Genomic DNA, 21,921 nt, shown 5'->3' with positions numbered 1-21,921 from the left:
GCCCTTCACTGGCTGAAGGGCGGTGATTTCCAGAACTGCGTTAAGGGAGGCGAGTCGCCGTTTAACGGGTCCCGCTCAGGAAACGGCAGCGCAACGATGCGCGCCAGGATCGCTGGGGTCGCCGCCTGCTTGCACAGATCGAACTCCATGCCCGGCGGATACGCCCCTACCACCAGAAAATCGAGGGAGGCTGATAAGCGGCAATGTCCGGTTCCCGCAGGCAGTAACAGTGCATCCCCCGCTTCCACCTCCATCTCTTCCCCACCCGGCCCGCCAATGACCAGCCGCGCCGATCCCCGGGCAATGCCGAGCACCTCATGTGCGGTGGAATGGTAATGGTGATAATCGAAGATCCCGTCGCGCCACTGGGGCGGCCAGCCGTTGTCGGCGAACCGTTGTTCAAACTGGCTGGCAATATCGCCATCCGTTATCACCCCTTTATAGATAAGCACCGGCAGATGGGGATTATTCGGCACCCAGTCTTTCGCTGAGAGCATCAGCACCCGGGGCGTAATGGTATCTTTCGCGGTCATGGGTTTTCTCAGTCAGTGATGAAACTCAGTTAAGTGTAGTGCGTTTTTATTTCACTACCGCTACAGCCTTCATCACAGCGGATCCGCTGTTTGCTGCAGATAATGGCGCAGCCAGTTGCCTGCCGTTCCCGGTGGGGAGCGTTTGTTCCACAGCAGATCGATCGCCACCGAGCGCGGCCAGCCCGGCACGTTGAGCTGCACCAGCGCTTTTGCCGGGGCGAACTCCTCCACCAGCGCACAGGGCAGCGCGCACCAGCCGAAGCCCTGCACCGCCATGCTGAGCAGCATCAGATAGTTGGGCGCCGACCAGACAGGCCCCTGCGCCAGCACCGGTTCCCGCTCCAGATAGGTGTTCAGGCGCAGCTCCCGCCAGCCGTGCAGCTCATCGGCTTCAAGGCGCTGTTGCCCGGCCAGCGGATGGCTGGCCGAGGTGTAGATCGCCATATGGGTTTGCATCGGCAGGCGAACGGCGGCGATGTCGGTGGGATAGCTCTCCCGCGCCTCGGTAAGGCCGATTTGCGCCCGCTCTTTTTGCAGCAGGTCGATGACGTCTTCCTCTTCGCCAATCAGACATTCGAATTCGGTATGGGGGAAACGCTCATCAAAACGAAACAGCATATCCTCCAGCACGTCCGGGTGCAGGGTATCGGAGAGGACAAAGGTCAGCCGCGCTTCGGTCTCTTCGCTGAGGGAGACCGCCAGTTCATCCAGCCGGGCGCTGGCGGCCAGAATCGACTGAACATAGCCCAGCACCTGCTTCCCCTGAGCGGTAAGCACCGGCTGGCGGGCGCTGCGATCGAACAGGGCGAAGCCCAGATCGTCTTCCAGATGGGCGATGGCGGTACTGATAGTGGACTGGCTTTTACGCAGGCGGCGGGCTGCGGCGGAGAACGAGCCCGCCGCCACCGTCTCGACAAACGCGGTTAACGCTTCGGGTGAATAGCGCATGATGTATCTACTTTATCGATGGGATCTAACTTTTATATATCAGTTTAAACGATAAAAATAGCCGCATTATTTGCCCATCCTGGCTTATTTTTGAGGTAAGACGTTATGCAGCACAACGATGTTCAGCGCAGAAAACTGCCGGAACGCATTTTCCACGCCGTCTGTTTTGAAGGTATCGCCACGGCGATTCTCGCCCCGACCACCGCATGGCTGATGCAGCGTCCGGTGCTCGAAATGGGTGGGTTAACCATTATCCTCGCCACCACGGCGATGATCTGGAACATCATCTTTAACGCTGTGTTTGACAGGCTGTGGCCGCGACATGAGGTGCCCCGCACCGCGAAAGTCCGCGCCCTGCACGCGCTTGGCTTTGAAGTCGGGTTCATCTTTATCGGCGTCGGCATTGTGTCGCTGGTGCTGGGCGTGAGCCTGCTGCAGGCCTTCACCCTGGAGATCGGCTTCTTCATCTTCTTCCTGCCGTACACCATGGTTTATAACTGGGCGTATGACACTCTGCGGGATCGCATTATGAAGCGACGCCAGCAGCGCCAGGCTGCCACGTACTAATCCCTCCGGCCGGAAATGCTTTCCGGCCAGCTTCCCGTAGCGTCAACTGCGACCCCAACCCATCATTATGGTAAAATAGTCTCCTTTTTGTTGGTTTTATAGTTGATACGTTTCTCTCATGTCGAAAATCTGGTCTAAAGAAGAGACCCTCTGGAGCTTTGCCCTGTATGGCACGGCCGTGGGCGCAGGAACCCTGTTTCTGCCCATCCAGCTAGGGTCTGCGGGCGCTGTCGTCCTGTTTATCACCGCCCTTGTGGCATATCCATTCACCTACTGGCCCCACAAAGCGTTATGCCAGTTCATCCTGAGCGCAAAAACCAAAGGTAGCGAAGGGATCACCGGCGCGGTCACGCACTACTACGGGAAGAAGATCGGCAATCTGATCACCACGCTCTATTTCATCGCCTTTTTTGTGGTGGTGCAGATCTATGCCGTGGCCATCACCAACTCCCTGACGGAACAGCTGGCGAAGCATATGACGGTGGACACCACCGTGCGGGTGCTGGTGAGCCTCGGCGTGGTGCTGGCGCTGAACCTGATCTTTCTGATGGGGCGGCATGTCACCATCCGGGTGATGGGCTTTCTGGTTTTCCCGCTAATCGCTTACTTCCTGCTGGTGTCCCTCTATCTCACCCAGAGCTGGCAGCCGTCGCTGCTTACCAGCCAGATGGCATTCGATCAACATACGCTCCACCAGGTGTGGATTTCCATTCCGGTGATGGTATTTGCCTTCAGCCATACTCCGATTATCTCGACCTTTGCCGTCGATCGGCAGGAGAAATATGGCGATGCCGCGATGGGCAAATGCACCCGCATCATGAAGGTGGCCTACCTGATTATCTGCCTGAGCGTGCTGTTCTTTGTCTTCAGCTGCCTGCTGTCGATCCCCCCGTCGTACATCGTCGCTGCCAAAGAGCAAGGGGTGACCATTCTCTCGGCGCTGTCCATGATGCCCTCCTCCCCCTCCTGGCTTGGGATCTCCGGGATTGTGGTCGCCATTGTCGCCATGTCGAAGTCGTTCCTCGGGACCTATTTCGGGGTGATTGAGGGGGCCACGGAGATGGTGAAGTCCGCGTTAAATCAGGCTGGGGTGAAGAAAAGCCGGGCCTTTAACCGGGCCGTGTCGGTGATGGGCGTATCCTTGATCACCTTTGCGGTGTGCTGCATTAATCCCAACGCCATCTCGATGATCTACGCCATCAGCGGGCCGCTTATCGCCATGATCTTGTTTATCATGCCGACCCTGTCGACGTTCCTCATTCCGGCCCTGAAGCCATACCGCTCCGTCGGCAATGTGCTGACGCTGATTGTCGGGGTGTTGTGCGTGTCGGTGATGTTTATCGCTTAAGAGAGGGAACCTGCAGCAGGCTGCAGGTTCAGAATCAGGCGCGGATATCGTCGTATTCGCGGGTGTTATCAAATTCATGTTTGGCGAACGGGCACAGGGGAATGATTTTGCGGTTTTCAGCGCGCATCTTTTCCACGACCTTCGCCACCAGCTGTTTGCCCACGCCCTGACCTTTCAGGCTGGGGTCGACATCCGTATGCTCGATAATGCTGAGATGCTCGCCGGTAGGAACAAAAACGATCTCCGCGACCTGATTGCCCTCGGCATCGTTCACGTAAAACTTGTTATGGCCTTCCTGAATTTCCATGGTTTCTCGCTTATTTGTGGCGGTATTTGAGTGCGCCGCTTGGGCAGGAGTCGATCACACGCACAACCGTTTCGACATCCACTTCATCGGGGATGATCCACGGCTTACGTTTCAGGTTGAAGAGCTTAGCGCTGCCGCGCACGCAGTTTCCCGAGTGCTGACAGATACCGGTGTTGAAGTAGACGTCAATTTTCTCACCGGTATAGGCCCGGTATCCCGCCTCCAGCAGTTCGTTATCCATGACATTGCCTCTGTAGTTATTATGGGGTCCGGGAACAAGCATAGCGCGATATTATCATTCAACCTACTGAGACAGTGCTAATTTTAAAAGCTTATGACCGGACCTCACGAGACGAATTCCAGTGGCGAGCATCCGGAATATTTAAAAATAAACAACATTACTCTGCAATCTGATTATCCAGACGGGATAATTAACGCTGTTTTTCAGCAATACAGGTCAGATAATGAGAACCATACCATCATTTATACTGTTATTCAGTATGATTTCAGTCAGCGGTTGTAGCACGCCAAAACCAGACAAAGTAGAGCAGATTAATCGAATGCACATTCCTTTAGTGCTTCCTGGTGCAAAAACGCACCCTGTCCCGACATCACATATCGCCTCGCTGTACAATACCAATAAAAAGGATATTGCTACGCTTACCGACACGATAAAAAAACAATATTTACAGGATGTAAAACAGAAAGAGATATTCGAAATGGATAGCGATGTGCAGCCAGTCTACACATCCCTTTCCAGATTAGAAGCATTAGCCATGATGAATCAGCAATACCTTAAAGAAAATAATGAAACAGGGTTGGAGCAGATTCATGTCGTGCTAAAACCGGTTCTGGCAGGCTAATCCCCAATATAAAAAAACCCGGCAGGTAAGTGCCGGGCTTGTACGCAGAGTCATGGCTAGAGGTACGTCAATCGTTCTGGCCAAAACGATAACTCAGCCCGGCCGTAACCGTACTAACGTCAGCGCTTACCCCAATCTGATTGGCATTACCTACGTTGCTTACCCATTGATATTCAAGGCGTCCTGCCCAGTTTTTGTTGAAGGCATACTCGGTGCCCACAGCAGCCAGCGGACGAACACCGGTTTCAAAGCGATTATGACCGCTTACATCAGATTCCGCCCGGTATCCCATTGCCCCGGCCCGGCCATACAGGTCCCACTCTGGCGTGATGGCATAGCTCGCTTTCAGGGACATCTGGATCCCCTGACTTTTCAGTGTGGCTCCGGCGCCGCTGTGATGACCTTTAATCTGCATGTTACCTAAATAGTCGTAGCCACCTTCGACAGCCAGCCACGAGTTAATCTGGTAACCGGTGTAAATTCCACCACCTACGTTGTCATGGTCTACGTCAAAATGGTTTGAGCCACTATTATTATCCAGCGCTTTGCTACCTGTACTGGCATCGAAATAGTGTGACCAACCGAACTTTCCACCACTGTACCAGGTTCCGGCATCGCCCGCGGCAAACGCTGCGGTAGTCGTGAAAGCACTTACGATAATTAAAGCAACAACGGTCTTTTTCATAACAATCTCGTTTAAACTTACTGGAGGTAAATTTCGTTATTTATTTCAGTAGGCAAACGATATACAAAAACCGCTGTCAGGTTAATTATCATTCTGTTTAAAATTAAATTTTCAATCAAAAATTTTCGGGTAACGCCTTTATTTCCAGGAGATAACCGCCACGTTTGAAGGCAATATAGCCCTCTTTTTTCAACGCGGAGATCACATTCAATACACTGCTGCGCGAAAGTAGCGTTCTGTCCTGAATATAATCCAGAATTGATGTTCGCATGCGCGTCTGTTCCGGCAACGTTATCATCTCAAGCAGATGGTTACGTATTACCGAATAGGTTCGTTGTTGCACGACTAATGCATCACGATAAAACAGATAAGCGGTATGGTACGAGAGCACCGCGGCAACGTCCTCCCACAACCCCTGCTGGCAGATGATCTCAGCCGCCAGTTTTGCATCAATCCGTAACATTGTTGATTCAGATTCGGTACGCAAAATATGGCCTTTCGTTGGCTGGATCATCTCTGCAATGCCAAAAAGATGCGCTTCATACACGGTGACAATCAGCAGCCCATCGGAGGCACGCAGTATGGAGAGCTCCCCCTCAAGAAAAAAGTAGAGCTGGGGACGGCCTTTGTAGTTCCAGGTCATTCTTTTGCGCGGGATCACCTGGATTTTATCAGCAATGGGCTCAAGCGCCGCCAACAAACGCTGCATGGAATTTTCGGGACGTATGGGTGACATAAGATGCATAGTATTACCTGATAGCTTTGCATCACAGCCAGATTAGCCTCTGGAGCAAACCTGTAAGTTGCGCGGTGCGGCCTGATTCGCCTCTGCAGCACCCTGACTTTGATGCAGATTTAAAACACTTTCCGATATTCAGATATAGCAATATCTCTACGGCGGGTAAAATTTATGTTGTTTATTTTTAAATTTTTTACAATGAGCAAGGTCGGGAGGTGGGGAGCTTGTTCGAAGATTGTAAACTGTTGGTAAGCATATGTCAGGTAGCAAAACGCTGGAGTAGATTCGATAATCTGGGCAATAAAACCCACCATTTCAGTTGCGCATAATTAATTTCTGCTTTATTGCCCTTCCCCCGCGCTTACATTAACTTACGGCCACTGTCAAAATGTATTGATGCGATAACCACTATTTCCTGACCATTATTATCCTGGAGCGGATATTGTTGGCAACGCTCATTGTTTTATACTTCAAATATCCCTTATAAATCGCTAAAAAGGTAAGGTCACTATAGCAGAGATATAAAGGTTTAAGTTTAAAGCAGCGCCCCTCACAGGAGTGAGGTTGTGAGTAAATTAAATTATTATATAAGGATATAAAATGATTAATCAGTTGAAAAAAGTAGCACTGCTTGTGGCTGTAGGGATTTTACCTTGTGCTGTTTTTGCAGCACCTACAGTGACTTTCCAGGGCGAGGTCACCGATCAGACTTGTTCTGTCAATATTAACGGACAAACAAACTCTGTCGTGATGCTGCCAACCGTCGCCACCGCTGATTTTGGAACGACGCTGGCAAATGGGCAGAAAGCGGGTCTCACGCCATTCACTGTTTCCGTTAGTGGATGTACTGCGCCTGAGGCCGATCTTAATATCAAGACTAAATTCCTGGGATATGATGTTGATGTCTCTTCAGGGGTGCTGGGTAACCGCGCGACAGATAATGCTGCTGTTGGTTACGGTATTCAGTTAACCGCTTCCAGCGATGGAACTAACCCTGTCATCCTTTCTGGTCCAACCTCTGTTAGCGGTCTGGTTCTGAAAGCAACTGAAACGTCAGCAAGCCATGATTTTGGTGCGCAATATTATGTGGTCGATGCTGCTTCCGCCAAGCCAGGTAAAATCACTGCTGTTGCAGAGTATACCCTGAGCTATTTCTGATTGTTCTGAACTGGCTGGAGGAAGACTTCCAGCCAGAATTCCGCCGCACATTTATTAATAATTCAGGAGAGCGTAACATGCGCACTTATTCCACTTTGCTGGTTACGCTTTTTTTAATTCTCAGCCAGAACGCTTTTGCCAGCGTGGTAATGACTGGCACCCGAATAATCTATCCTGCCCAGAACCGTGAAAAATGCGTTCAGTTAAGAAACCAGGATAGTCAACCTTATATTGTCCAGATTGAGACGGACAAGGGTCAGAAAAATAGTGCTTCAGAGGATGGCGATTTTGTTATTACGCCACAAATATTTCGCATGGAGCCTAAAGCGGGACAGTCGGTGCGTTTGATGTACACAGGTAAAAATTTACCTCAGGATCGTGAGGCGATTTTTTATATGAATTTCACCCAGTTACCCGCCACTAAAACAGCAAATCAAGGCAGTAATCAACTGGTCCTCTCCATAACAAACCGCGTAAAAATATTTTATCGTCCTCAGGGAATAACCGGTCGCCAGGGCGATACCGCGAAGAATCTTACCTTCGCGCTGAAAGGGAAAAACATTCAGGTGACAAACCCTGGGGGCTATTTTGCCGTTATTCGCCGGGCCAGCCTGATAATTCAGGGCCGCGAAGTCCGCCTGGCGGATTCGGTAATGGTCGCCCCTAAATCCTCCAGTGAATGGTCGCTTTCCACTCCCGTAAAAAGTCTTAAAGGCGCGCGTTTACGGCTGACGTTAGTGAACGACTACGGCATGGATACCGTCAGTGAAAGGGTGCTGTAAAAAAAGAGCAGCACGCATTATTTCGCACAGGCGGATAACGCAAATGAAATACGTTGTTATTTTATGTGCTGTTATCGCTTCTGTTCCTGTGGCGCTGGCGGCTGGCGGTCCTGATGACTCATCAGCAGACGATTATACTTTTGAACCCGCCCTGTTTCGCGGGGGGAAATTCAGTCAGGCTACCCTGGAGCAGTTTACGCGGAAAGACAGTATTGCCGCAGGCATCTACAAAGTAGATGTCTATGTAAACACCCGATTTATCGACACCATGAGCGTCGAATTTGTTAACGATGCAGACAATAGCGTCGCCCTCTGCCTGTCACCGGAACTTTTCAAAAGCGCCGGAATTAAATTTGATCCGCAGGCATCCGCGCACGCCAAAACCGATAAGGGCTGTTTTTTATTCAGCCAGGCGGTGAAAGGCAGCAGTGTCGATATGAATATGGCCGAGCTGCGCCTGAATCTTAGCGTGCCGCAAACGGATATGAGCAACGATGCGCGCGGCTATGTTAACCCTGACGATTTAGACGTCGGCAGTGCGATGGGGTTTGTCAATTACATCAGTAACTACTACCACGTCTCCTATTCCGGGGAGAACACCAACGATCAGGATTCCGCGTGGTTATCCCTGAACGGCGGGCTTAATCTCGGCAAATGGCAGTACCGACAAATATCCAACCTGAACTGGAGCCGGGATAGCGGCAGCGACTGGCAAAACATTCGTCGCTATCTGCAAAGACCGCTACCGAAGATCGGCAGCCAGATGATGATGGGCCAGCTCGTGACGTCAGGGCGCTTTTTCTCCGGTATGAATTACAAAGGCGTCAGCCTGGCGAGCGACGATCGCATGCTGCCTGATTCCATGCGAGGCTATGCACCGGTGATCCGCGGCGTCGCATCCAGCAACGCCAAAGTATCGGTGCGTCAGAATGGCCAGGAAATTTACCAGACCACGGTCGCTCCCGGCGCATTTGAAATTACCGACCTCTACCCTACCAGCTATAGCGGCGACCTTGATGTAGAAGTGACCGAGGCTGACGGCTCCGTCAACCGGTTCAGCGTCCCGTTTTCTGCGGTTCCCGAGTCCATGCGTGCGGGCGTTTCTCGCTACAGCGTTGAGATGGGGAAAACGCTCGATAGCGGCGATGAATCGGCTTTTAGCGATCTCACCTGGCAACGTGGTTTAAGTAACAGCGTCACCATGAACAGCGGGCTGCTCCTCGCAGATGCTTATCAGGCCGTGATGCTGGGCGGGGTCTACGGCAGCTGGTTTGGCGCACTGGGGATGGACATGACCTGGTCGCATGCCGAACTCCCGGATACGGGCTATATCAGCGGGGGAATGGCGCATCTCTCCTGGAGCAAAACGTTTCCGGCAACGGACACCACGGTGTCACTTGCTGGCTATCGCTATTCCACTAGCGGCTACCGGGATCTCACTGATGTCCTCGGTGTACGCCAGGCGGCGAAAACAGGCGAAAGCTGGGAGTCCACCACCTACAGCCAGCAGTCCCGCTTTGAGCTCTCCCTGAATCAGAACCTTGGGGAGCTCGGGAGCGTGTTTCTGTCAGGCTCAACCCAGGATTATCGCGATGGCCGCAGCCGGGATACGCAGCTGCAGTTTGGTTACAGCAAAAGCTTCATGTACGGGATCGGCGCGAACCTGTCCATCTCCCGTCAGCAGATGGGGGATTATGACGACAGTGGCACCATGGAGACGGTGACATCGCTGTCTGTCTCCATCCCGCTGGGCACTACCGATCCGCGCGCCCCGACCCTGAGTAACTCCTGGACCCACTCCACCAACGGCGGGGATCAGTATCAGAGTTCGGTCTCCGGCATGCTTGATGAGAAACAGACGACCAACTACGGCATCAACGTGAGTCGCGATCAGCAGTACAAGCAGACCGTAATCAGCGGGAACCTGCAGAAGCGCCTGGCCGATACAACAGTAGGGCTGAATGCCGCGCAGGGCCAGGGATACTGGCAGGCGTCCGGCAATGCCCAGGGCGCGATGGCTATCCATTCGGGTGGGATCACCTTAGGCCCCTATCTGAGCGATACCTTTGCCCTGGTTGAAGCGAAAGGCGCCGAGGGCGCCCAGGTATACAACTCTCAGCAGGTAACCGTCGACGGCAATGGCTATGCGCTTATCCCTGCCGTCACGCCGTATCGCTACAACCGGATAACGCTCGATCCGCAAAATATGGATGGCGATGCCGAGCTGGTCGATAGCGAAAAACGAATTGCACCGGTTGCAGGGGCGGCCAGCAAAGTGGTGTTCCGCACACGTCGCGGCACGGCGCTGTTGATCAAATCGCGCTTCCCGGACGGGGAAGTTTTGCCTCTTGGGGCCGATGTCCTGGATGACAACGGCAACATTGTCGGCATGACCGGTCAGGGCGGGCAGATCTATGTTCGCAGTGAACAAACCAGTGGGCGGTTTACCGTGCGCTGGGGTGAGCAGCCCAGCGATCGCTGCTACCTGCCCTTTACCATCGCCCACGCCGAAGCCGGGCAGCCCATGGTCAGATTAACGTCAGTATGTTCAGGTTAAGGTTCAGGAAGTGATGATGAAAAAAAACAGAGGATTGCTACTGAAACTCTGCCTCGGCCTTGCGCTGCTCCTGAGTGCCATGCCCGGATGGAGTCGTTGCACTAAGACCACTAAACTGCAAACGGAGGACGGCTATACGGCGATCATTCCGTTCGGAAAAATCAACCTGACGGATACGTATTTCGTTCCGGTAGGCTCCTTACTGGGAAGCGTCGTGGTACCGCCCACAAATTACACCTATGGCGGCTCGACGGGCTCGACGGTGCTCTGGGAGTGTGACGAGGCGGATCTCGCAAACATCTATTTCCTGGTGGCGACCAACGGTGATGACCGGGTGGGCGGCTACTATGACATTGGTACTAATGATGGGCTGACGGACGTCTATGCAACCTGGTTCGCTTACGTTGGGTTACGTCAGACCATGGCGGGCATAACGCTAAAACGCACCTGGCAGAAAATGCCCGTTACCTCGTGGGCCACCACCTCAGCAGGGAAAATTCAGATTCGCCTCCAGGATATCCCGCCGCTGCAGGCCGAGCTGTACCGCATTAGCGCCTTACCAGGAACGTCTGCTAAATCAGCCTATTGCGGAAACAATAATACTGATGGTTCTGGTCTGGCCTACGGCAAACCTACCGGCAAGGTATACAGCTGCATACAACCGAACGCCTACATTCAGCTTTCCGGCGATCCCTCTGTTTCATTTGCTTTCGCCCACGATGAAGTCGGGGAAGATAGCTCTACAGATTTTAGTTTCTGGGGAGCAGATAACGGCTTTGGCTATGGGATGCGTACCGGCAGCTCCATTTACAGCAACCCAACCTGCGTGGCCCGCAGTGCGGATCCAATAGTCCTTCTGCCGACAATCTCTACCGCCGAGCTCGAAGCCGGGATGGGGGCAAGCTCGTCGTTTTCGGTGCAGGTTGAGTGCAGTGATTCGGCTAAGTCCGGGGTGGCCGATACGCAGACGGCGATGGGTTTCCAGGTTTCTGAAGGCGCCTATGCCGCGGCGCAGAGCCTTGGACTGGTCAACAGCAGCGGCGGCGTGAGCGCACTGGTGTCGGACAACTATAACGACCCGGATATGGCGAAAGGGGTAGGTATTACGCTGGCAAACAGTGCTAATCCGGGACAAACCCTTAACTTTGTCGGCCAGCCTGGTATAGCAACGCTTAAGCCGGGCGGAAACAGCGCGGGCTGGTACCCGGTGTTGCAGGGCGCTAAAGCGATGGGCAGCGTCACGAGCGGCTACACCTATTACACCTACTCCTTTATCGCCACGCTGAAAAAACTGAGCGGCAAGGAGATAACGCCAGGTAAGGTGCATGCGACGGCGTATGTGCTGGTGAAAATGCAATGATGAAAAGGTCTGTTCTCTGGCTTCTGTGCCTGCTGATCTCATCCCCGCTGCATGCAGGGATTATGGCTGCCGGCACGCGGGTAATTTATCCGGCGGGCAAGCGGGAGCAATCGCTGATGCTGGTGAATACCAATAAGTATCCGGTGGTCGTGCAGAGCTGGGTGGATGACGGCATAGGCGATCCGGAATCTGCCGCCGCGCCTTTTGTTGCGCTGCCTGCGGTGTTTCGCCTGAAACCGGGAGAGCGTCAGGGGTTACGGCTTATCTACAATCAGGATCCGTTACCTCAGGATCGTGAGTCTGTTTTCTGGATCAACCTTTACGAAATCCCCCCCCTGTCGGCAAAAAAGGCTGAAGCTGCACGCCTGACGGTGGCGATGAATACGCAAATGAAGCTGTTCTGGCGCCCAAAAGGTCTCACCATGACGCTGGAAGAGGCGGTGAAAAAGCTGGCTTTTCGTCTGGTACCCGATGGCAAAGGCTGGGCGGTTGAGTGCAATAACCCTACACCGCTGAATATCTCGTTTACCTCGCTTGCTCTGTTAAAGGGTACGCATGAACAGAAGGTCACCCAGCAACCCGATATGATGATCAGAACATTCAGCACGCGGCGTTATCCGCTGGATGCGGTTAAGGGCATGCCGGACGGATCGCGACTGCGTGTTCGATATTTAAATGACAGCGGGGTATCGGTAGAAAAAATGGTTTCGCTGCAGCAATAGCGTGGGTTAGCTGCGGGATAAGTTCTTACATAGAAAGAGGTTCTGGAGCGGGCGAAGGGAATCGAACCCTCGTATAGAGCTTGGGAAGCTCTCGTTCTACCATTGAACTACGCCCGCTTTGAGGTGCGTAAAGCATTATAGACCTTACGCCCCTTCTGACAAGACTCCCGCGCGCTAACCGGCGATAAAATAACCACTTAGCACTTCGGTTTACCGCCCGGCGCGGGTAGATAGCGTACCGGATCGATAGCCGTCGCCCGATAGCGGATCTGGAAATGCAGCGCCACGGTATTGGATCCGGTGCTGCCCATAGTGGCGATCTTCTGCCCGGCCTTCACGTTTTGCCCGTTATTCACCAGCATGGTGTCGTTATGGGCATAGGCAGTGATGTAATCCTCGCCATGCTTAATCATGATCAGGTTGCCATAACCGCGCAGCTGATTGCCGACGTAAACCACCTTCCCCGCATCAGAGGCATATACCGGTGCGCCACGGGTGCCCGCGATATCAATGCCTTTGTTTCCCCCTTCCGCGGTGGAGTAAGGAAGCACCACTTTACCGCTGGCAGGCCAGACCCAGCAGCGCTGCCCGACAGGCGGCCAGGAGGATTTAGGCACGACGTAAGAAGGCGTGACGGCGGCGGTTTTCCCGCGGCTCTTTGAGGAGGATTTTTTGGCCGTGGTGCTGGTGCCGTTAACCTTCAGCTTTTGCCCCACTTCGATGGTGTAAGGCGGAGAAATATTGTTCAGGCGTGCCAGATCCTTCACGCTGGTGCCGGTCGCACGCGAGATGCGGTACAGCGTATCGCCGCGTTTAACGGTATACACACCAGAATCCGATGAGTTACTGCCCGCACATCCCGCCAGCAACAGGGCCAGGATCAGGCAAAACAGAGCAGAAACAGGGTTTTTCGTCGGGCTTCCTGCAAACAAAACAGTTCCTCGTCAACGTGAATGGCCGCGCTATCATAGCAGCCTCACCCCGGATGCCCAAGAGCACCCTATGCGACAAACAGTTTTGTGACGATTACGCTATAATCGCCGCGGCCTGGCCGTGCTGAACTTAGCGGATAACAAGTCAGTATCGCCCGGCGATTTCAGCACGGGAGTGATAATGGGTACACACGAACACGTCATTTTGGTTAACGACCACGGAACGGCTATCGGAACAGCGGAAAAATACGCCGTACACACCTCGCACACCCCTCTTCATCTGGCTTTCTCCTGTTGGCTATTCAACGACAAAGGGGAAACGCTGGTCACGCGTCGCGCCATGAGTAAGAAAGCCTGGGCCGGCGTCTGGACCAACTCGGTTTGCGGTCATCCGCAGCAGGGTGAAACCCTGGAGCAGGCGATGATCCGCCGCTGTCGCTATGAAGTCGGCACAGAAATCGCCGGGATCGCACCGGTCGCCCCGGCATTTCGCTACCGCGAAACCGATCCTTCCGGGATTGTCGAAAATGAGATCTGCCCGGTTTTTGCGGCGCGTGCCGTCAGCGATCTGGTGATTAATCGCGACGAGGTGATGGAACATCAGTGGGTAAAACTGGAGGCACTGCTCGGCGCGCTGGAAGCCACACCCTGGGCGTTCAGCCCGTGGATGGTTATGGAAGCCCGGGCTGCGAGAGAAGCATTACTTCACTTCGCGGCCAACGCGAAGCAATAAAAAAGCCCCGACGCGTAACACGTCGGGGCTTTTTAGCAACAGTGGCTTATTTTACCGGACGCATCGCCGGGAACAGGATCACGTCGCGGATGGTGTGGCTGTTGGTAAACAGCATCACCATACGGTCGATACCAATACCGAGACCTGCAGTTGGCGGCAGGCCGTGTTCCAGCGCGGTCACGTAGTCTTCGTCGAAGAACATCGCTTCGTCGTCGCCCGCCGCTTTCGCATCAACCTGATCCTGGAAGCGCTGCGCCTGGTCTTCTGCATCGTTCAGCTCGCTAAAGCCGTTGCCGATTTCGCGGCCACCGATGAAGAATTCAAAGCGGTCAGTGATTTCCGGGTTCTCGTCGTTACGACGCGCCAGCGGAGAAACTTCAGCCGGGTATTCGGTGATGAAGGTAGGCTGAATCAGGTGCGCTTCGGCCACTTCTTCGAAGATCTCGGTCACTATACGGCCCAGACCCCAGCTCTTCTCAACCTTGATACCGATGCTCTCAGCGATCGCTTTCGCGGAGTCGAAGTTATCCAGATCCGCCATCTCGGTTTCCGGACGGTATTTCTTGATTGCTTCGCGCATGGTCAGCTTAACGAACGGCTTACCGAAGTCGAACACCTCGTCACCGTATGGCACTTCGGTTTTACCCAGAATATTCTGCGCCAGGGTACGGAACAGGGATTCGGTCAGCTCGATCAGATCTTTGTAATCCGCGTAGGCCATATAGAGTTCCATCATGGTGAACTCTGGGTTATGGCGTACGGAGATACCTTCGTTACGGAAGTTACGGTTGATCTCGAATACGCGATCGAAACCACCTACCACCAGACGCTTCAGGTACAGTTCCGGCGCGATACGCAGGTACATGTCCAGGTCCAGGGCATTGTGATGGGTGATGAATGGACGCGCGGACGCACCGCCCGGGATCACCTGCATCATCGGAGTTTCAACTTCCATAAAGTCGCGGCCAACCATGAACTGGCGGATACCGGCCATGATCTGGGAGCGAATTTTGAAGGTGTTGCGGGATTCATCGTTTGAGATGAGATCCAGGTAACGCTGACGATAGCGCGCTTCCTGATCCTGCAGACCGTGGAATTTGTCCGGCAGCGGGCGCAGGGCTTTGGTCAGCAGACGCAGCTCGGTGCAGTGAATGGACAGCTCGCCGGTCTTGGTTTTGAACAGCTTGCCTTTCGCGCCCAGGATATCGCCCAGGTCCCACTTTTTGAACTGCTCGTTGTAGATGCCTTCTGGCAGATCGTCGCGAGAAACATACAGTTGAATGCGGCCGCCAACGTCCTGCAGCGTAATGAAGGACGCTTTACCCATAATACGACGGGTCATCATGCGGCCTGCAACGGCGACTTCAACGTTCAGCGCTTCCAGCTCTTCGTTCTCTTTATCGTCGAAGTCAGCGTGCAGTTGGTCTGAGGTGCGATCGCGACGAAAATCGTTCGGGAACGGCACGCCCTGCTCGCGCAGTGCAGCCAGCTTCTCGCGGCGGGTTTTCAGTTCATTGTTAAGATCGGCTACCGCGTCAGCGCCCTGTGCGTGTTGTTCAGACATGTTGGTTCCTCATAACCCTGCTTTCAAACTTGCTTCGATAAATTGGTCCAGGCTGCCGTCCAGCACCGCCTGCGTGTTACGGGTTTCGACACCGGTACGCAGGTCTTTGATGCGGGAGTCATCAAGGACGTAAGAACGGATCTGGCTGCCCCAGCCGATGTCAGATTTGTTATCTTCCATCGCCTGTTTCTCAGCATTTTTCTTTTGCATCTCCAGCTCATAAAGCTTCGCTTTCATCTGCTTCATGGCCTGGTCTTTGTTTTTATGCTGCGAACGGTCGTTCTGGCACTGTGTTACCAGCCCGGTAGGAATGTGGGTAATACGCACCGCAGATTCCGTACGGTTAACGTGCTGACCACCCGCACCGGAAGCGCGGTAAACGTCGATACGCAGATCTGCCGGGTTGATTTCGATGTCGATATCGTCGTCCACTTCCGGATAGACAAACGCGGAACTGAACGAGGTATGACGGCGACCGCCGGAGTCAAACGGGCTCTTACGCACCAGGCGGTGAACGCCGGTTTCAGTACGCAGCCAGCCGTAAGCGTAATCGCCAATAATCTTGATGGTGACAGATTTCAGGCCTGCCACTTCGCCTTCAGACTCTTCGATGATCTCAGTCTTGAAGCCGCGGGCTTCAGCCCAGCGCAGATACATACGGGTCAGCATGCTGGCCCAGTCCTGTGCTTCTGTACCGCCGGAACCGGCCTGGATATCCAGGTAGCAGTCGGCGCTGTCGTACTCACCGGAGAACATACGACGGAATTCCAGCTGCGCCAGCTTCTCTTCCAGCACGTCGAGCTCTGCGACGGCTTCGTTGAAGGTCTCTTCGTCGTCGGCCTCAACGGCCAGCTCCAGCAGCCCGGAAACGTCATCCAGACCCTGCGCCATTTGATCCAGCGTATCTACGATAGCTTCGAGAGAGGAACGCTCTTTACCCAGCGCCTGTGCACGTTCAGGTTCGTTCCAGACGTCCGGCTGTTCCAGCTCGGCGTTTACTTCTTCAAGACGCTCTTTCTTGGCATCGTAGTCAAAGATACCCCCTAAGAACGTCAGAGCGCTCTGTGAGGTCCTGAATGCGGTTTTTTACCGGATTAATTTCAAACATGGTCTGTTTTCTTTTATGGACGAGTCAAAATGCGGTGTAAGGGCGGAATTGTACCGGATTCACGCCCTGTTTTATAGCGGAATAGTGATGCTAAAGTGGCCAGATATGGTCGATGATGATTTGCAGGGTGCGGTTGCCGCGAAACTCGTTGATATCGAGTTTATAGGCCAGTTCGACTTCACGTACGCCGTTGTCCGGCCAGATCGCGGTATCGACGTTAAAGGCGATGCCGTCCAGCAGCGGGCCACCGCCCACCGGTTCTACCATCACCTTCAGATGACGTTCACCCACCAGACGCTGCTGCAGCAGGCGGAAACGCCCGTCAAACAGCGGCTCAGGGAACATCTGTCCCCACGGACCGGCATCGCGCAGCATCTGCGCCACCTCCATGGACATTTCAGCCGGGGCTAACGGGCCATCGGTGACCACTTCACCCTGTAACAGGGCAGGATCCAGCCAGTCGGTAACCAGTTCGCTGAACAGACGCTGGAACTGGTCGAATTTCGCCTCCTCCAGCGACAGTCCCGCCGCCATAGCATGGCCGCCAAATTTGAGCATCAGCCCTGGATGCAGCGTATCAAGACGCTCCAGCGCATCGCGCATGTGAAGCCCCTGAATGGACCGACCAGATCCTTTCAGCGTGCCGTCTCCGGCCGGAGCAAAGGCGATCACTGGACGGTGGAAACGCTCTTTGATGCGCGAGGCCAGAATCCCCACTACGCCCTGATGCCACTCGGGATGATACATCGCCAGCCCGCCGGGCAGCGTATCGCCGCTGCGCTCCAGCTTTTCGCACAGGGTCAGGGCTTCGGCCTGCATCCCCTGCTCGATCTCTTTGCGGGTCTGGTTCAGGGCATCCAGCTCGTTGGCCAGCACGCGCGCTTCGCCGATGTTGTCGCACAGCAGCAGCGCCACGCCCACCGACATATCATCCAGCCGCCCTGCGGCGTTCAGACGCGGTCCCAGGGCAAAGCCCAGGTCGCTGGCCGCCAGCCGCTGCTGATCCCGGTTGGAGATCTCCAGCAGCGCCTTAATGCCCGGACGGCATTTCCCCGCACGAATGCGGTTTAAGCCCTGCCAGGTCAGAATGCGGTTATTGGCATCCAGCGGCACTACGTCCGCCACGGTACCCAGCGCCACCAGATCGAGGAATTCAGCCAGATTAGGCGCCGCAATGCCCTTCGCCTCAAACCAGCCTTCATCACGCAGCCGTGTACGCAGGGCCAGCATCAGGTAGAACGCGACCCCCACCCCCGCCAGCGATTTCGACGGAAAGTCGCAGTCGCGCAGGTTAGGGTTAATGATTGCTTCCGCCGCCGGCAATGTATCGCCGGGCAGATGGTGATCGGTGACCAGCACCGGGATCCCGAGCGCATGCGCCCGATCGACACCAGCATGGGATGAGATCCCATTGTCCACGGTGAGGATCATTTGTGCGCCGCGGGCATGGGCCTGATCGACCACTTCCGGGCTCAGGCCGTAGCCATCCTCGAAGCGGTTCGGCACCAGGTACGAGACGTTATCGCACCCCATCGCCCGCAGGCTGAGCACGCTCAGCGCGGTACTGGTGGCGCCATCTGCGTCAAAGTCCCCTACCACGATAATGCGCGTCCCTTCCCGCAAGGCGTTGTACAGCAGCTCCGTGGCGCGCTCGACGCCGCTCAGCTGCTGCCAGGAGAGCATGCCCTTTACGCTGCGCTCAAGGTCGTCTGCATTTCGCACGCCACGGCTGGCGTATAGCCGACGCAACAGCGGCGAGAGTTCTGCGGGTAGCGCAGCGCTCTCGTCCACTTCACGACGACGAAGTTGTGTCGAAGATTTCACGCGAATTATTTACCGCCAAACTGTTTCTGGTGCGCGTCGAGGAACTCTTTCATCTCTTTCGGCCCCTGGTAGCCCGGCACGACGTAGCCGTTGCTCAGCACGATTGCTGGCGTACCGGTCACGCCAAACTGCACGCCCAGCGCGTAGTGATTAGCAATGTCGATATCACAGGAGGCAGGCTGAACGCCTTTGCCGCTCATGGCGTCATCAAAGGCTTTGTTGCGATCTTTCGCACACCAGATGGCCTTCATATCCTGCTCAGGCTGGCTCTGCACACCCGCACGCGGGAAGGCGAGATAACGCACGGTGATCCCCAGCGCGTTGTAATCTTTCATCTCTTCATGCAGCTTGTGACAGTAACCGCAGGTGATGTCGGTAAACACGGTAATGACGTGTTTTTCCTGCGCCGCTTTGTAGACGATCATCTCTTTTTCCAGCGCGTTCAGGTTTTTCATCAGCATCTGGTTAGTCACGTTGACCGGCTGCGCGCCGCTCACGTCGTACAGCGGCCCCTGGATAAAGTGCTTACCGTCTTCGGTTACATACAGCACGCCGCTGTTGGTCAGCACCGTTTTCATACCGGCTACGGGCGCAGGTTGAATTTCACTACTGGTGACGCCGAGCTTCGCCAGAGACTGTTTGATGGCCGCATCGTCAGCATGCGCCAGACCGGTTAAAGATGCTGCCAGCAGAGAGAACAGCACTAAAGACTTTTTCATATGGGTTCCTGTTACAAGTCATCACTCACGCGCGTGGGTGATGCTGTTGGTGTAGCTGCCGCAGGCGTTCCGTCGCGACATGCGTGTAGATTTGCGTCGTTGAGAGGTCACTGTGACCAAGCAGCATCTGGACCACGCGCAGATCGGCGCCATGGTTCAGAAGATGGGTCGCAAAAGCGTGACGCAGAACGTGCGGCGAAAGTTTTTCACTGTCGATACCTGCCAGTGTGGCGTAATGTTTGATGCGATGCCAGAAGGTTTGACGCGTCATTTGCTGCGCACGCTGGCTGGGAAACAGCACGTCAATGGAGACACCGTTCAGCAACCACGGACGGCCATGCTGAAGATAGTTCTCCAGCCAGTAAACCGCCTCTTCGCCCAGCGGCACCAGACGTTCTTTATTGCCTTTACCGATCACCCGCACCACGCCCTGGCGCAGGCTGATATCGCTCATCGTCAGCCCCACCAGTTCAGACACGCGCAATCCTGTAGCGTATAGCACTTCAAGCATCGCTTTATCGCGTAACTCCAGCGGTTGGTCAACCACCGGCGACTGTAATAATCTCTCAACTTGTGCTTCGCTGAGATCTTTTGGCAGACGCTGAGGTAATTTTGGCGACGCCAGCGCCGCGCTGGGATCGTCTGGACGTAATTTCTCGCGATACAGGTGCTGAAACAGACGCCGCATGGCGCTTAACAGCCGTGCGGAGCTGGTGGCTTTATATCCCCCCTCCATTCGCTCGGCAAGCAGGGCCTGCAAATCGTCGCTTTGCGCCGTGGCAAGAGAGAGGCCGCGATGGTGTAACCATGCCACCAGCATAGCCAGATCGCGTCGGTAGGCGCTAAGGGTATTCTCGGCAAGATTCTTCTCCAGCCAGAGCGCATCGAGAAACTGTTCGATGAGTGAGAGATCCTTTTCCACGTCCGCCTCTTTCGTTCTGCAATGGGGCATTATGCCTGAATGGGTGTTGTTTCTGGTACACTACTCGCAAAGTCATAGCAAGTATTGAGACATTTTAGCGATGAATATTGGTCTGTTTTATGGTTCCAGCACCTGCTACACCGAGATGGCCGCAGAGAAAATTCGCGACATTATCGGCCCGGAACTGGTCACCCTGCATAACCTTAAAGACGATGCCCCATCGATGATGGAGCAGTATGACGTGCTCATTCTGGGCATCCCGACCTGGGATTTCGGCGAACTGCAGGAAGACTGGGAAGCCATCTGGGATCGGCTCGATTCCCTGCAGCTTGAAGGCAAAATCATCGCGCTGTACGGCATGGGCGATCAGCTGGGCTACGGCGAATGGTTCCTCGACGCGCTGGGTATGCTGCATGACAAGCTGGCACCGAAAGGGGTGACGTTCATCGGTTACTGGCCGACAGAAGGCTATGAATTTACCAGTAAGAAACCGATCATCGCCGACGGCCAGCTGTTTGTCGGACTGGCTCTCGATGAAACCAACCAGTACGACCTCAGTGAAGAGCGCCTGCAGAACTGGTGCGAGCAGATCCTCGGTGAAATGGCGGAGCAGTTCAGTTAAACCGCTATCGCCCCTGCGTCGGCTGCTGTGAAATCATCCGACGCAGATCCCGCCACTCCCCTTCTTCCATACTGTCTGCCGCCAGCCATAAATGATGGCAGCGTTGTCCTGCGCCTTTGCGCAAGCGCAGCATCATGCCGGAATTGAGCATCCACGGCGTGCCGACAATCTCCCATTCGTTGCCCAGCCAGTGCAGCCGGGAATCCATGAACAGTTTGATTTCACCCTGGCGGGCGTTAATGCGCCGCTGGCTGCGTACGCTATCAAACACCACCAGCGACAGCAGTATCAGCCATAACGGGGTGTAGCTCAGCGGCCACGGCATCAGCAGAATGAAGGCCGCGACCAGGCCGTGGAGCAGAAGAGACATCCACTGGGAGCGCCACGAGACGCGTAGATCAGATTGCCACAGGACCACGTTCCCGATTCCGTGTCTGAATTAAAAGCACCATCCGTTGCAGTTCGGTGTCGGCGGGTTCGCCGTGATTCATCAACCAGTTGAATAAGTCAGGATCGTCGTTCTCGAGCAGGCGGATAAAGAGCTGCTTATCCTCATCGCTCAGGCTGTCATATTCGTATTCGAAGAACGGCATGATGGAGATATCGAGTTCGCGCATGCCGCGACGGCATGCCCAGTGAATGCGGGCTTTGTTATTAATGTCCATGTCTGGTTCCTGCATAACGTTGAGTTCAGGCAGTGTTCCGTTCGTACCGGCGGCGAAAGGCGCTCTACCGGGATGAAACGGCCTCTAGTGTAACGTGTTTTTTGCTGTTTCATTACTGGAATATTACGTTCCTGGAGCAGGCTTCCATAAAAAACCACAATAAATAAGCGTGTTCATCTGTTTTGCGTGGCGTTACGCAGAATAGCCTGAGGGCACGAATAGCCTGTTGAAACCGCTTGCAATGGCGACAGTCTCTTTTACCA

24 protein-coding genes and 1 tRNA gene are annotated in these 21,921 nt (G+C 54.5%); 10 read left to right on the top strand and 15 right to left on the bottom strand.

The window, feature by feature from the left end; all coding sequences use genetic code 11:
* Window positions 1-5: 5 nt before the first annotated feature.
* Together ACOYA6_RS16140 and ACOYA6_RS16135 are read right to left on the bottom strand one after the other, a co-directional pair.
* Window positions 6-533: a cupin domain-containing protein gene (locus ACOYA6_RS16140; protein ID WP_156126885.1), complete on the bottom strand. Its 528-nt coding sequence runs from the start codon at window positions 531-533 to the stop codon at window positions 6-8.
* Between the two features lie 72 nt (window positions 534-605).
* Complete coding sequence (locus ACOYA6_RS16135) at window positions 606-1,481, bottom strand: LysR family transcriptional regulator (protein ID WP_039029869.1); 876 nt, start codon at window positions 1,479-1,481, stop codon at window positions 606-608.
* Between the two features lie 105 nt (window positions 1,482-1,586).
* Here ACOYA6_RS16135 and ACOYA6_RS16130 point away from each other — a divergent pair, with 105 nt between their 5' ends.
* Complete coding sequence (locus ACOYA6_RS16130) at window positions 1,587-2,048, top strand: multidrug/biocide efflux PACE transporter (RefSeq protein ID WP_039029868.1); 462 nt, start codon at window positions 1,587-1,589, stop codon at window positions 2,046-2,048.
* Between the two features lie 118 nt (window positions 2,049-2,166).
* Window positions 2,167-3,396 carry an amino acid permease gene (locus tag ACOYA6_RS16125; protein ID WP_138370515.1) on the top strand — a complete coding sequence of 410 codons (1,230 nt, stop codon included), beginning with the start codon at window positions 2,167-2,169 and terminating at the stop codon, window positions 3,394-3,396.
* 34 nt (window positions 3,397-3,430) lie between these two features.
* Here the strand turns inward: ACOYA6_RS16125 and ACOYA6_RS16120 are convergent, their stop codons facing one another.
* Both ACOYA6_RS16120 and yjdI read right to left on the bottom strand, forming a co-directional pair.
* Window positions 3,431-3,703: a GNAT family N-acetyltransferase gene (locus tag ACOYA6_RS16120; RefSeq protein ID WP_039029866.1), complete on the bottom strand. Its 273-nt coding sequence runs from the start codon at window positions 3,701-3,703 to the stop codon at window positions 3,431-3,433.
* 10 nt (window positions 3,704-3,713) lie between these two features.
* Window positions 3,714-3,944 (bottom strand): 4Fe-4S mono-cluster protein YjdI, encoded by a 231-nt coding sequence (gene yjdI, locus ACOYA6_RS16115; protein WP_422655001.1) that lies wholly within the window; start codon window positions 3,942-3,944, stop codon window positions 3,714-3,716.
* 259 nt (window positions 3,945-4,203) lie between these two features.
* On the opposite strand from yjdI, the gene ACOYA6_RS16110 reads away from it, so the two are divergent.
* Window positions 4,204-4,566, top strand: a complete 363-nt coding sequence (locus ACOYA6_RS16110; RefSeq protein WP_422655000.1) for a hypothetical protein — start codon at window positions 4,204-4,206, stop codon at window positions 4,564-4,566.
* A 67-nt stretch (window positions 4,567-4,633) separates the two neighbouring features.
* Here the strand turns inward: ACOYA6_RS16110 and ACOYA6_RS16105 are convergent, their stop codons facing one another.
* Together ACOYA6_RS16105 and ACOYA6_RS16100 are read right to left on the bottom strand one after the other, a co-directional pair.
* The gene (locus ACOYA6_RS16105) at window positions 4,634-5,251 is read right to left on the bottom strand and encodes an outer membrane beta-barrel protein (RefSeq protein ID WP_039029863.1); all 618 of its coding nucleotides are present in this window, start codon (window positions 5,249-5,251) and stop codon (window positions 4,634-4,636) included.
* Window positions 5,252-5,366: 115 nt separating this feature from the next.
* Entirely contained in the window at window positions 5,367-5,996 is a 630-nt protein-coding gene (locus ACOYA6_RS16100) for a helix-turn-helix domain-containing protein (protein ID WP_039029862.1), read from the bottom strand.
* Window positions 5,997-6,590: 594 nt separating this feature from the next.
* Between ACOYA6_RS16100 and ACOYA6_RS16095 the strand changes: the two genes are divergently transcribed.
* From ACOYA6_RS16095 to ACOYA6_RS16075, 5 genes are all read left to right on the top strand, one after another.
* Window positions 6,591-7,148: a fimbrial protein gene (locus ACOYA6_RS16095; protein ID WP_039029861.1), complete on the top strand. Its 558-nt coding sequence runs from the start codon at window positions 6,591-6,593 to the stop codon at window positions 7,146-7,148.
* Window positions 7,149-7,225: 77 nt separating this feature from the next.
* Entirely contained in the window at window positions 7,226-7,930 is a 705-nt protein-coding gene (locus tag ACOYA6_RS16090) for a fimbrial biogenesis chaperone (RefSeq protein ID WP_039029860.1), read from the top strand.
* Between the two features lie 43 nt (window positions 7,931-7,973).
* Complete coding sequence (locus ACOYA6_RS16085) at window positions 7,974-10,487, top strand: fimbria/pilus outer membrane usher protein (protein WP_422654999.1); 2,514 nt, start codon at window positions 7,974-7,976, stop codon at window positions 10,485-10,487.
* A gap of 16 nt (window positions 10,488-10,503) precedes the next feature.
* Window positions 10,504-11,847 (top strand): fimbrial protein, encoded by a 1,344-nt coding sequence (locus ACOYA6_RS16080; RefSeq protein ID WP_422654998.1) that lies wholly within the window; start codon window positions 10,504-10,506, stop codon window positions 11,845-11,847.
* A complete protein-coding gene (locus ACOYA6_RS16075) occupies window positions 11,844-12,569 on the top strand; it encodes a fimbrial biogenesis chaperone (RefSeq protein ID WP_422654997.1) in 726 nt (241 codons plus the stop codon). The genes ACOYA6_RS16080 and ACOYA6_RS16075 overlap by 4 nt, the downstream gene beginning before the upstream one ends.
* A 43-nt stretch (window positions 12,570-12,612) precedes the next feature.
* Here ACOYA6_RS16075 and ACOYA6_RS16070 read toward each other — a convergent pair.
* Both ACOYA6_RS16070 and actS read right to left on the bottom strand, forming a co-directional pair.
* Window positions 12,613-12,686, bottom strand: a tRNA-Gly gene (locus ACOYA6_RS16070).
* Between the two features lie 80 nt (window positions 12,687-12,766).
* Complete coding sequence (gene actS / locus ACOYA6_RS16065; RefSeq protein WP_039029843.1) at window positions 12,767-13,501, bottom strand: amidase activator ActS; 735 nt, start codon at window positions 13,499-13,501, stop codon at window positions 12,767-12,769.
* Between the two features lie 181 nt (window positions 13,502-13,682).
* Here actS and idi point away from each other — a divergent pair, with 181 nt between their 5' ends.
* Window positions 13,683-14,234 (top strand): isopentenyl-diphosphate Delta-isomerase, encoded by a 552-nt coding sequence (gene idi, locus ACOYA6_RS16060; RefSeq protein ID WP_039029842.1) that lies wholly within the window; start codon window positions 13,683-13,685, stop codon window positions 14,232-14,234.
* Window positions 14,235-14,280: 46 nt separating this feature from the next.
* Here the strand turns inward: idi and lysS are convergent, their stop codons facing one another.
* From lysS to xerD, 5 genes are all read right to left on the bottom strand, one after another.
* Entirely contained in the window at window positions 14,281-15,798 is a 1,518-nt protein-coding gene (lysS, locus tag ACOYA6_RS16055) for a lysine--tRNA ligase (RefSeq protein ID WP_422654996.1), read from the bottom strand.
* 9 nt (window positions 15,799-15,807) lie between these two features.
* Window positions 15,808-16,906 (bottom strand): peptide chain release factor 2 gene (gene prfB, locus ACOYA6_RS16050; RefSeq protein ID WP_138370509.1). Its coding sequence is split into 2 segments (ribosomal slippage): window positions 15,808-16,830 and window positions 16,832-16,906, totalling 1,098 coding nucleotides; the frame shifts between segments, so codons are not numbered across the junction.
* A gap of 90 nt (window positions 16,907-16,996) precedes the next feature.
* Window positions 16,997-18,730, bottom strand: a complete 1,734-nt coding sequence (gene recJ / locus ACOYA6_RS16045) for a single-stranded-DNA-specific exonuclease RecJ (RefSeq protein WP_039029839.1) — start codon at window positions 18,728-18,730, stop codon at window positions 16,997-16,999.
* A 5-nt stretch (window positions 18,731-18,735) separates the two neighbouring features.
* On the bottom strand, window positions 18,736-19,449 hold the full coding sequence (gene dsbC / locus ACOYA6_RS16040; protein ID WP_039029838.1) for a bifunctional protein-disulfide isomerase/oxidoreductase DsbC: 714 nt from the start codon (window positions 19,447-19,449) through the stop codon (window positions 18,736-18,738).
* A 25-nt stretch (window positions 19,450-19,474) separates the two neighbouring features.
* Window positions 19,475-20,401: a site-specific tyrosine recombinase XerD gene (xerD, locus tag ACOYA6_RS16035; protein ID WP_419761052.1), complete on the bottom strand. Its 927-nt coding sequence runs from the start codon at window positions 20,399-20,401 to the stop codon at window positions 19,475-19,477.
* A 70-nt stretch (window positions 20,402-20,471) separates the two neighbouring features.
* Here xerD and fldB point away from each other — a divergent pair, with 70 nt between their 5' ends.
* The gene (fldB, locus tag ACOYA6_RS16030; RefSeq protein ID WP_039029836.1) at window positions 20,472-20,993 is read left to right on the top strand and encodes a flavodoxin FldB; all 522 of its coding nucleotides are present in this window, start codon (window positions 20,472-20,474) and stop codon (window positions 20,991-20,993) included.
* Between the two features lie 4 nt (window positions 20,994-20,997).
* Here fldB and ACOYA6_RS16025 read toward each other — a convergent pair whose 3' ends face one another.
* Entirely contained in the window at window positions 20,998-21,411 is a 414-nt protein-coding gene (locus ACOYA6_RS16025; RefSeq protein WP_138370507.1) for a protein YgfX, read from the bottom strand.
* Window positions 21,392-21,658, bottom strand: a complete 267-nt coding sequence (gene sdhE, locus ACOYA6_RS16020) for an FAD assembly factor SdhE (protein ID WP_039029834.1) — start codon at window positions 21,656-21,658, stop codon at window positions 21,392-21,394. The genes ACOYA6_RS16025 and sdhE overlap by 20 nt, the downstream gene beginning before the upstream one ends.
* Window positions 21,659-21,921 lie beyond the last annotated feature (263 nt).

Source organism: Leclercia barmai (assembly GCF_049312895.1).
Lineage (GTDB): Bacteria > Pseudomonadota > Gammaproteobacteria > Enterobacterales > Enterobacteriaceae > Enterobacter > Enterobacter barmai.
Note: the sequence above shows the minus strand (reverse complement) of the source record. Positions and strands in the feature narration are given on the sequence as shown.

What these genes read in the sequence shown, in the direction of transcription:
- ACOYA6_RS16130 (WP_039029868.1), top strand. Translation starts at nt 1,587, where the DNA reads ATGCAGCACAACGATGTTCAGCGCAGAAAACTGCCGGAACGCATTTTC.
- ACOYA6_RS16120 (WP_039029866.1), bottom strand. Translation starts at nt 3,703, where the DNA reads ATGGAAATTCAGGAAGGCCATAACAAGTTTTACGTGAACGATGCCGAG.
- dsbC (WP_039029838.1), bottom strand. Translation starts at nt 19,449, where the DNA reads ATGAAAAAGTCTTTAGTGCTGTTCTCTCTGCTGGCAGCATCTTTAACC.
- ACOYA6_RS16075 (WP_422654997.1), top strand. Translation starts at nt 11,844, where the DNA reads ATGATGAAAAGGTCTGTTCTCTGGCTTCTGTGCCTGCTGATCTCATCC.
- ACOYA6_RS16090 (WP_039029860.1), top strand. Translation starts at nt 7,226, where the DNA reads ATGCGCACTTATTCCACTTTGCTGGTTACGCTTTTTTTAATTCTCAGC.
- fldB (WP_039029836.1), top strand. Translation starts at nt 20,472, where the DNA reads ATGAATATTGGTCTGTTTTATGGTTCCAGCACCTGCTACACCGAGATG.
- lysS (WP_422654996.1), bottom strand. Translation starts at nt 15,798, where the DNA reads ATGTCTGAACAACACGCACAGGGCGCTGACGCGGTAGCCGATCTTAAC.
- ACOYA6_RS16105 (WP_039029863.1), bottom strand. Translation starts at nt 5,251, where the DNA reads ATGAAAAAGACCGTTGTTGCTTTAATTATCGTAAGTGCTTTCACGACT.
- ACOYA6_RS16135 (WP_039029869.1), bottom strand. Translation starts at nt 1,481, where the DNA reads ATGCGCTATTCACCCGAAGCGTTAACCGCGTTTGTCGAGACGGTGGCG.
- idi (WP_039029842.1), top strand. Translation starts at nt 13,683, where the DNA reads ATGGGTACACACGAACACGTCATTTTGGTTAACGACCACGGAACGGCT.
- ACOYA6_RS16100 (WP_039029862.1), bottom strand. Translation starts at nt 5,996, where the DNA reads ATGCATCTTATGTCACCCATACGTCCCGAAAATTCCATGCAGCGTTTG.
- ACOYA6_RS16095 (WP_039029861.1), top strand. Translation starts at nt 6,591, where the DNA reads ATGATTAATCAGTTGAAAAAAGTAGCACTGCTTGTGGCTGTAGGGATT.
- ACOYA6_RS16080 (WP_422654998.1), top strand. Translation starts at nt 10,504, where the DNA reads ATGAAAAAAAACAGAGGATTGCTACTGAAACTCTGCCTCGGCCTTGCG.
- xerD (WP_419761052.1), bottom strand. Translation starts at nt 20,401, where the DNA reads ATGCCCCATTGCAGAACGAAAGAGGCGGACGTGGAAAAGGATCTCTCA.
- ACOYA6_RS16125 (WP_138370515.1), top strand. Translation starts at nt 2,167, where the DNA reads ATGTCGAAAATCTGGTCTAAAGAAGAGACCCTCTGGAGCTTTGCCCTG.
- ACOYA6_RS16085 (WP_422654999.1), top strand. Translation starts at nt 7,974, where the DNA reads ATGAAATACGTTGTTATTTTATGTGCTGTTATCGCTTCTGTTCCTGTG.
- ACOYA6_RS16110 (WP_422655000.1), top strand. Translation starts at nt 4,204, where the DNA reads ATGATTTCAGTCAGCGGTTGTAGCACGCCAAAACCAGACAAAGTAGAG.
- ACOYA6_RS16140 (WP_156126885.1), bottom strand. Translation starts at nt 533, where the DNA reads ATGACCGCGAAAGATACCATTACGCCCCGGGTGCTGATGCTCTCAGCG.
- sdhE (WP_039029834.1), bottom strand. Translation starts at nt 21,658, where the DNA reads ATGGACATTAATAACAAAGCCCGCATTCACTGGGCATGCCGTCGCGGC.
- yjdI (WP_422655001.1), bottom strand. Translation starts at nt 3,944, where the DNA reads ATGGATAACGAACTGCTGGAGGCGGGATACCGGGCCTATACCGGTGAG.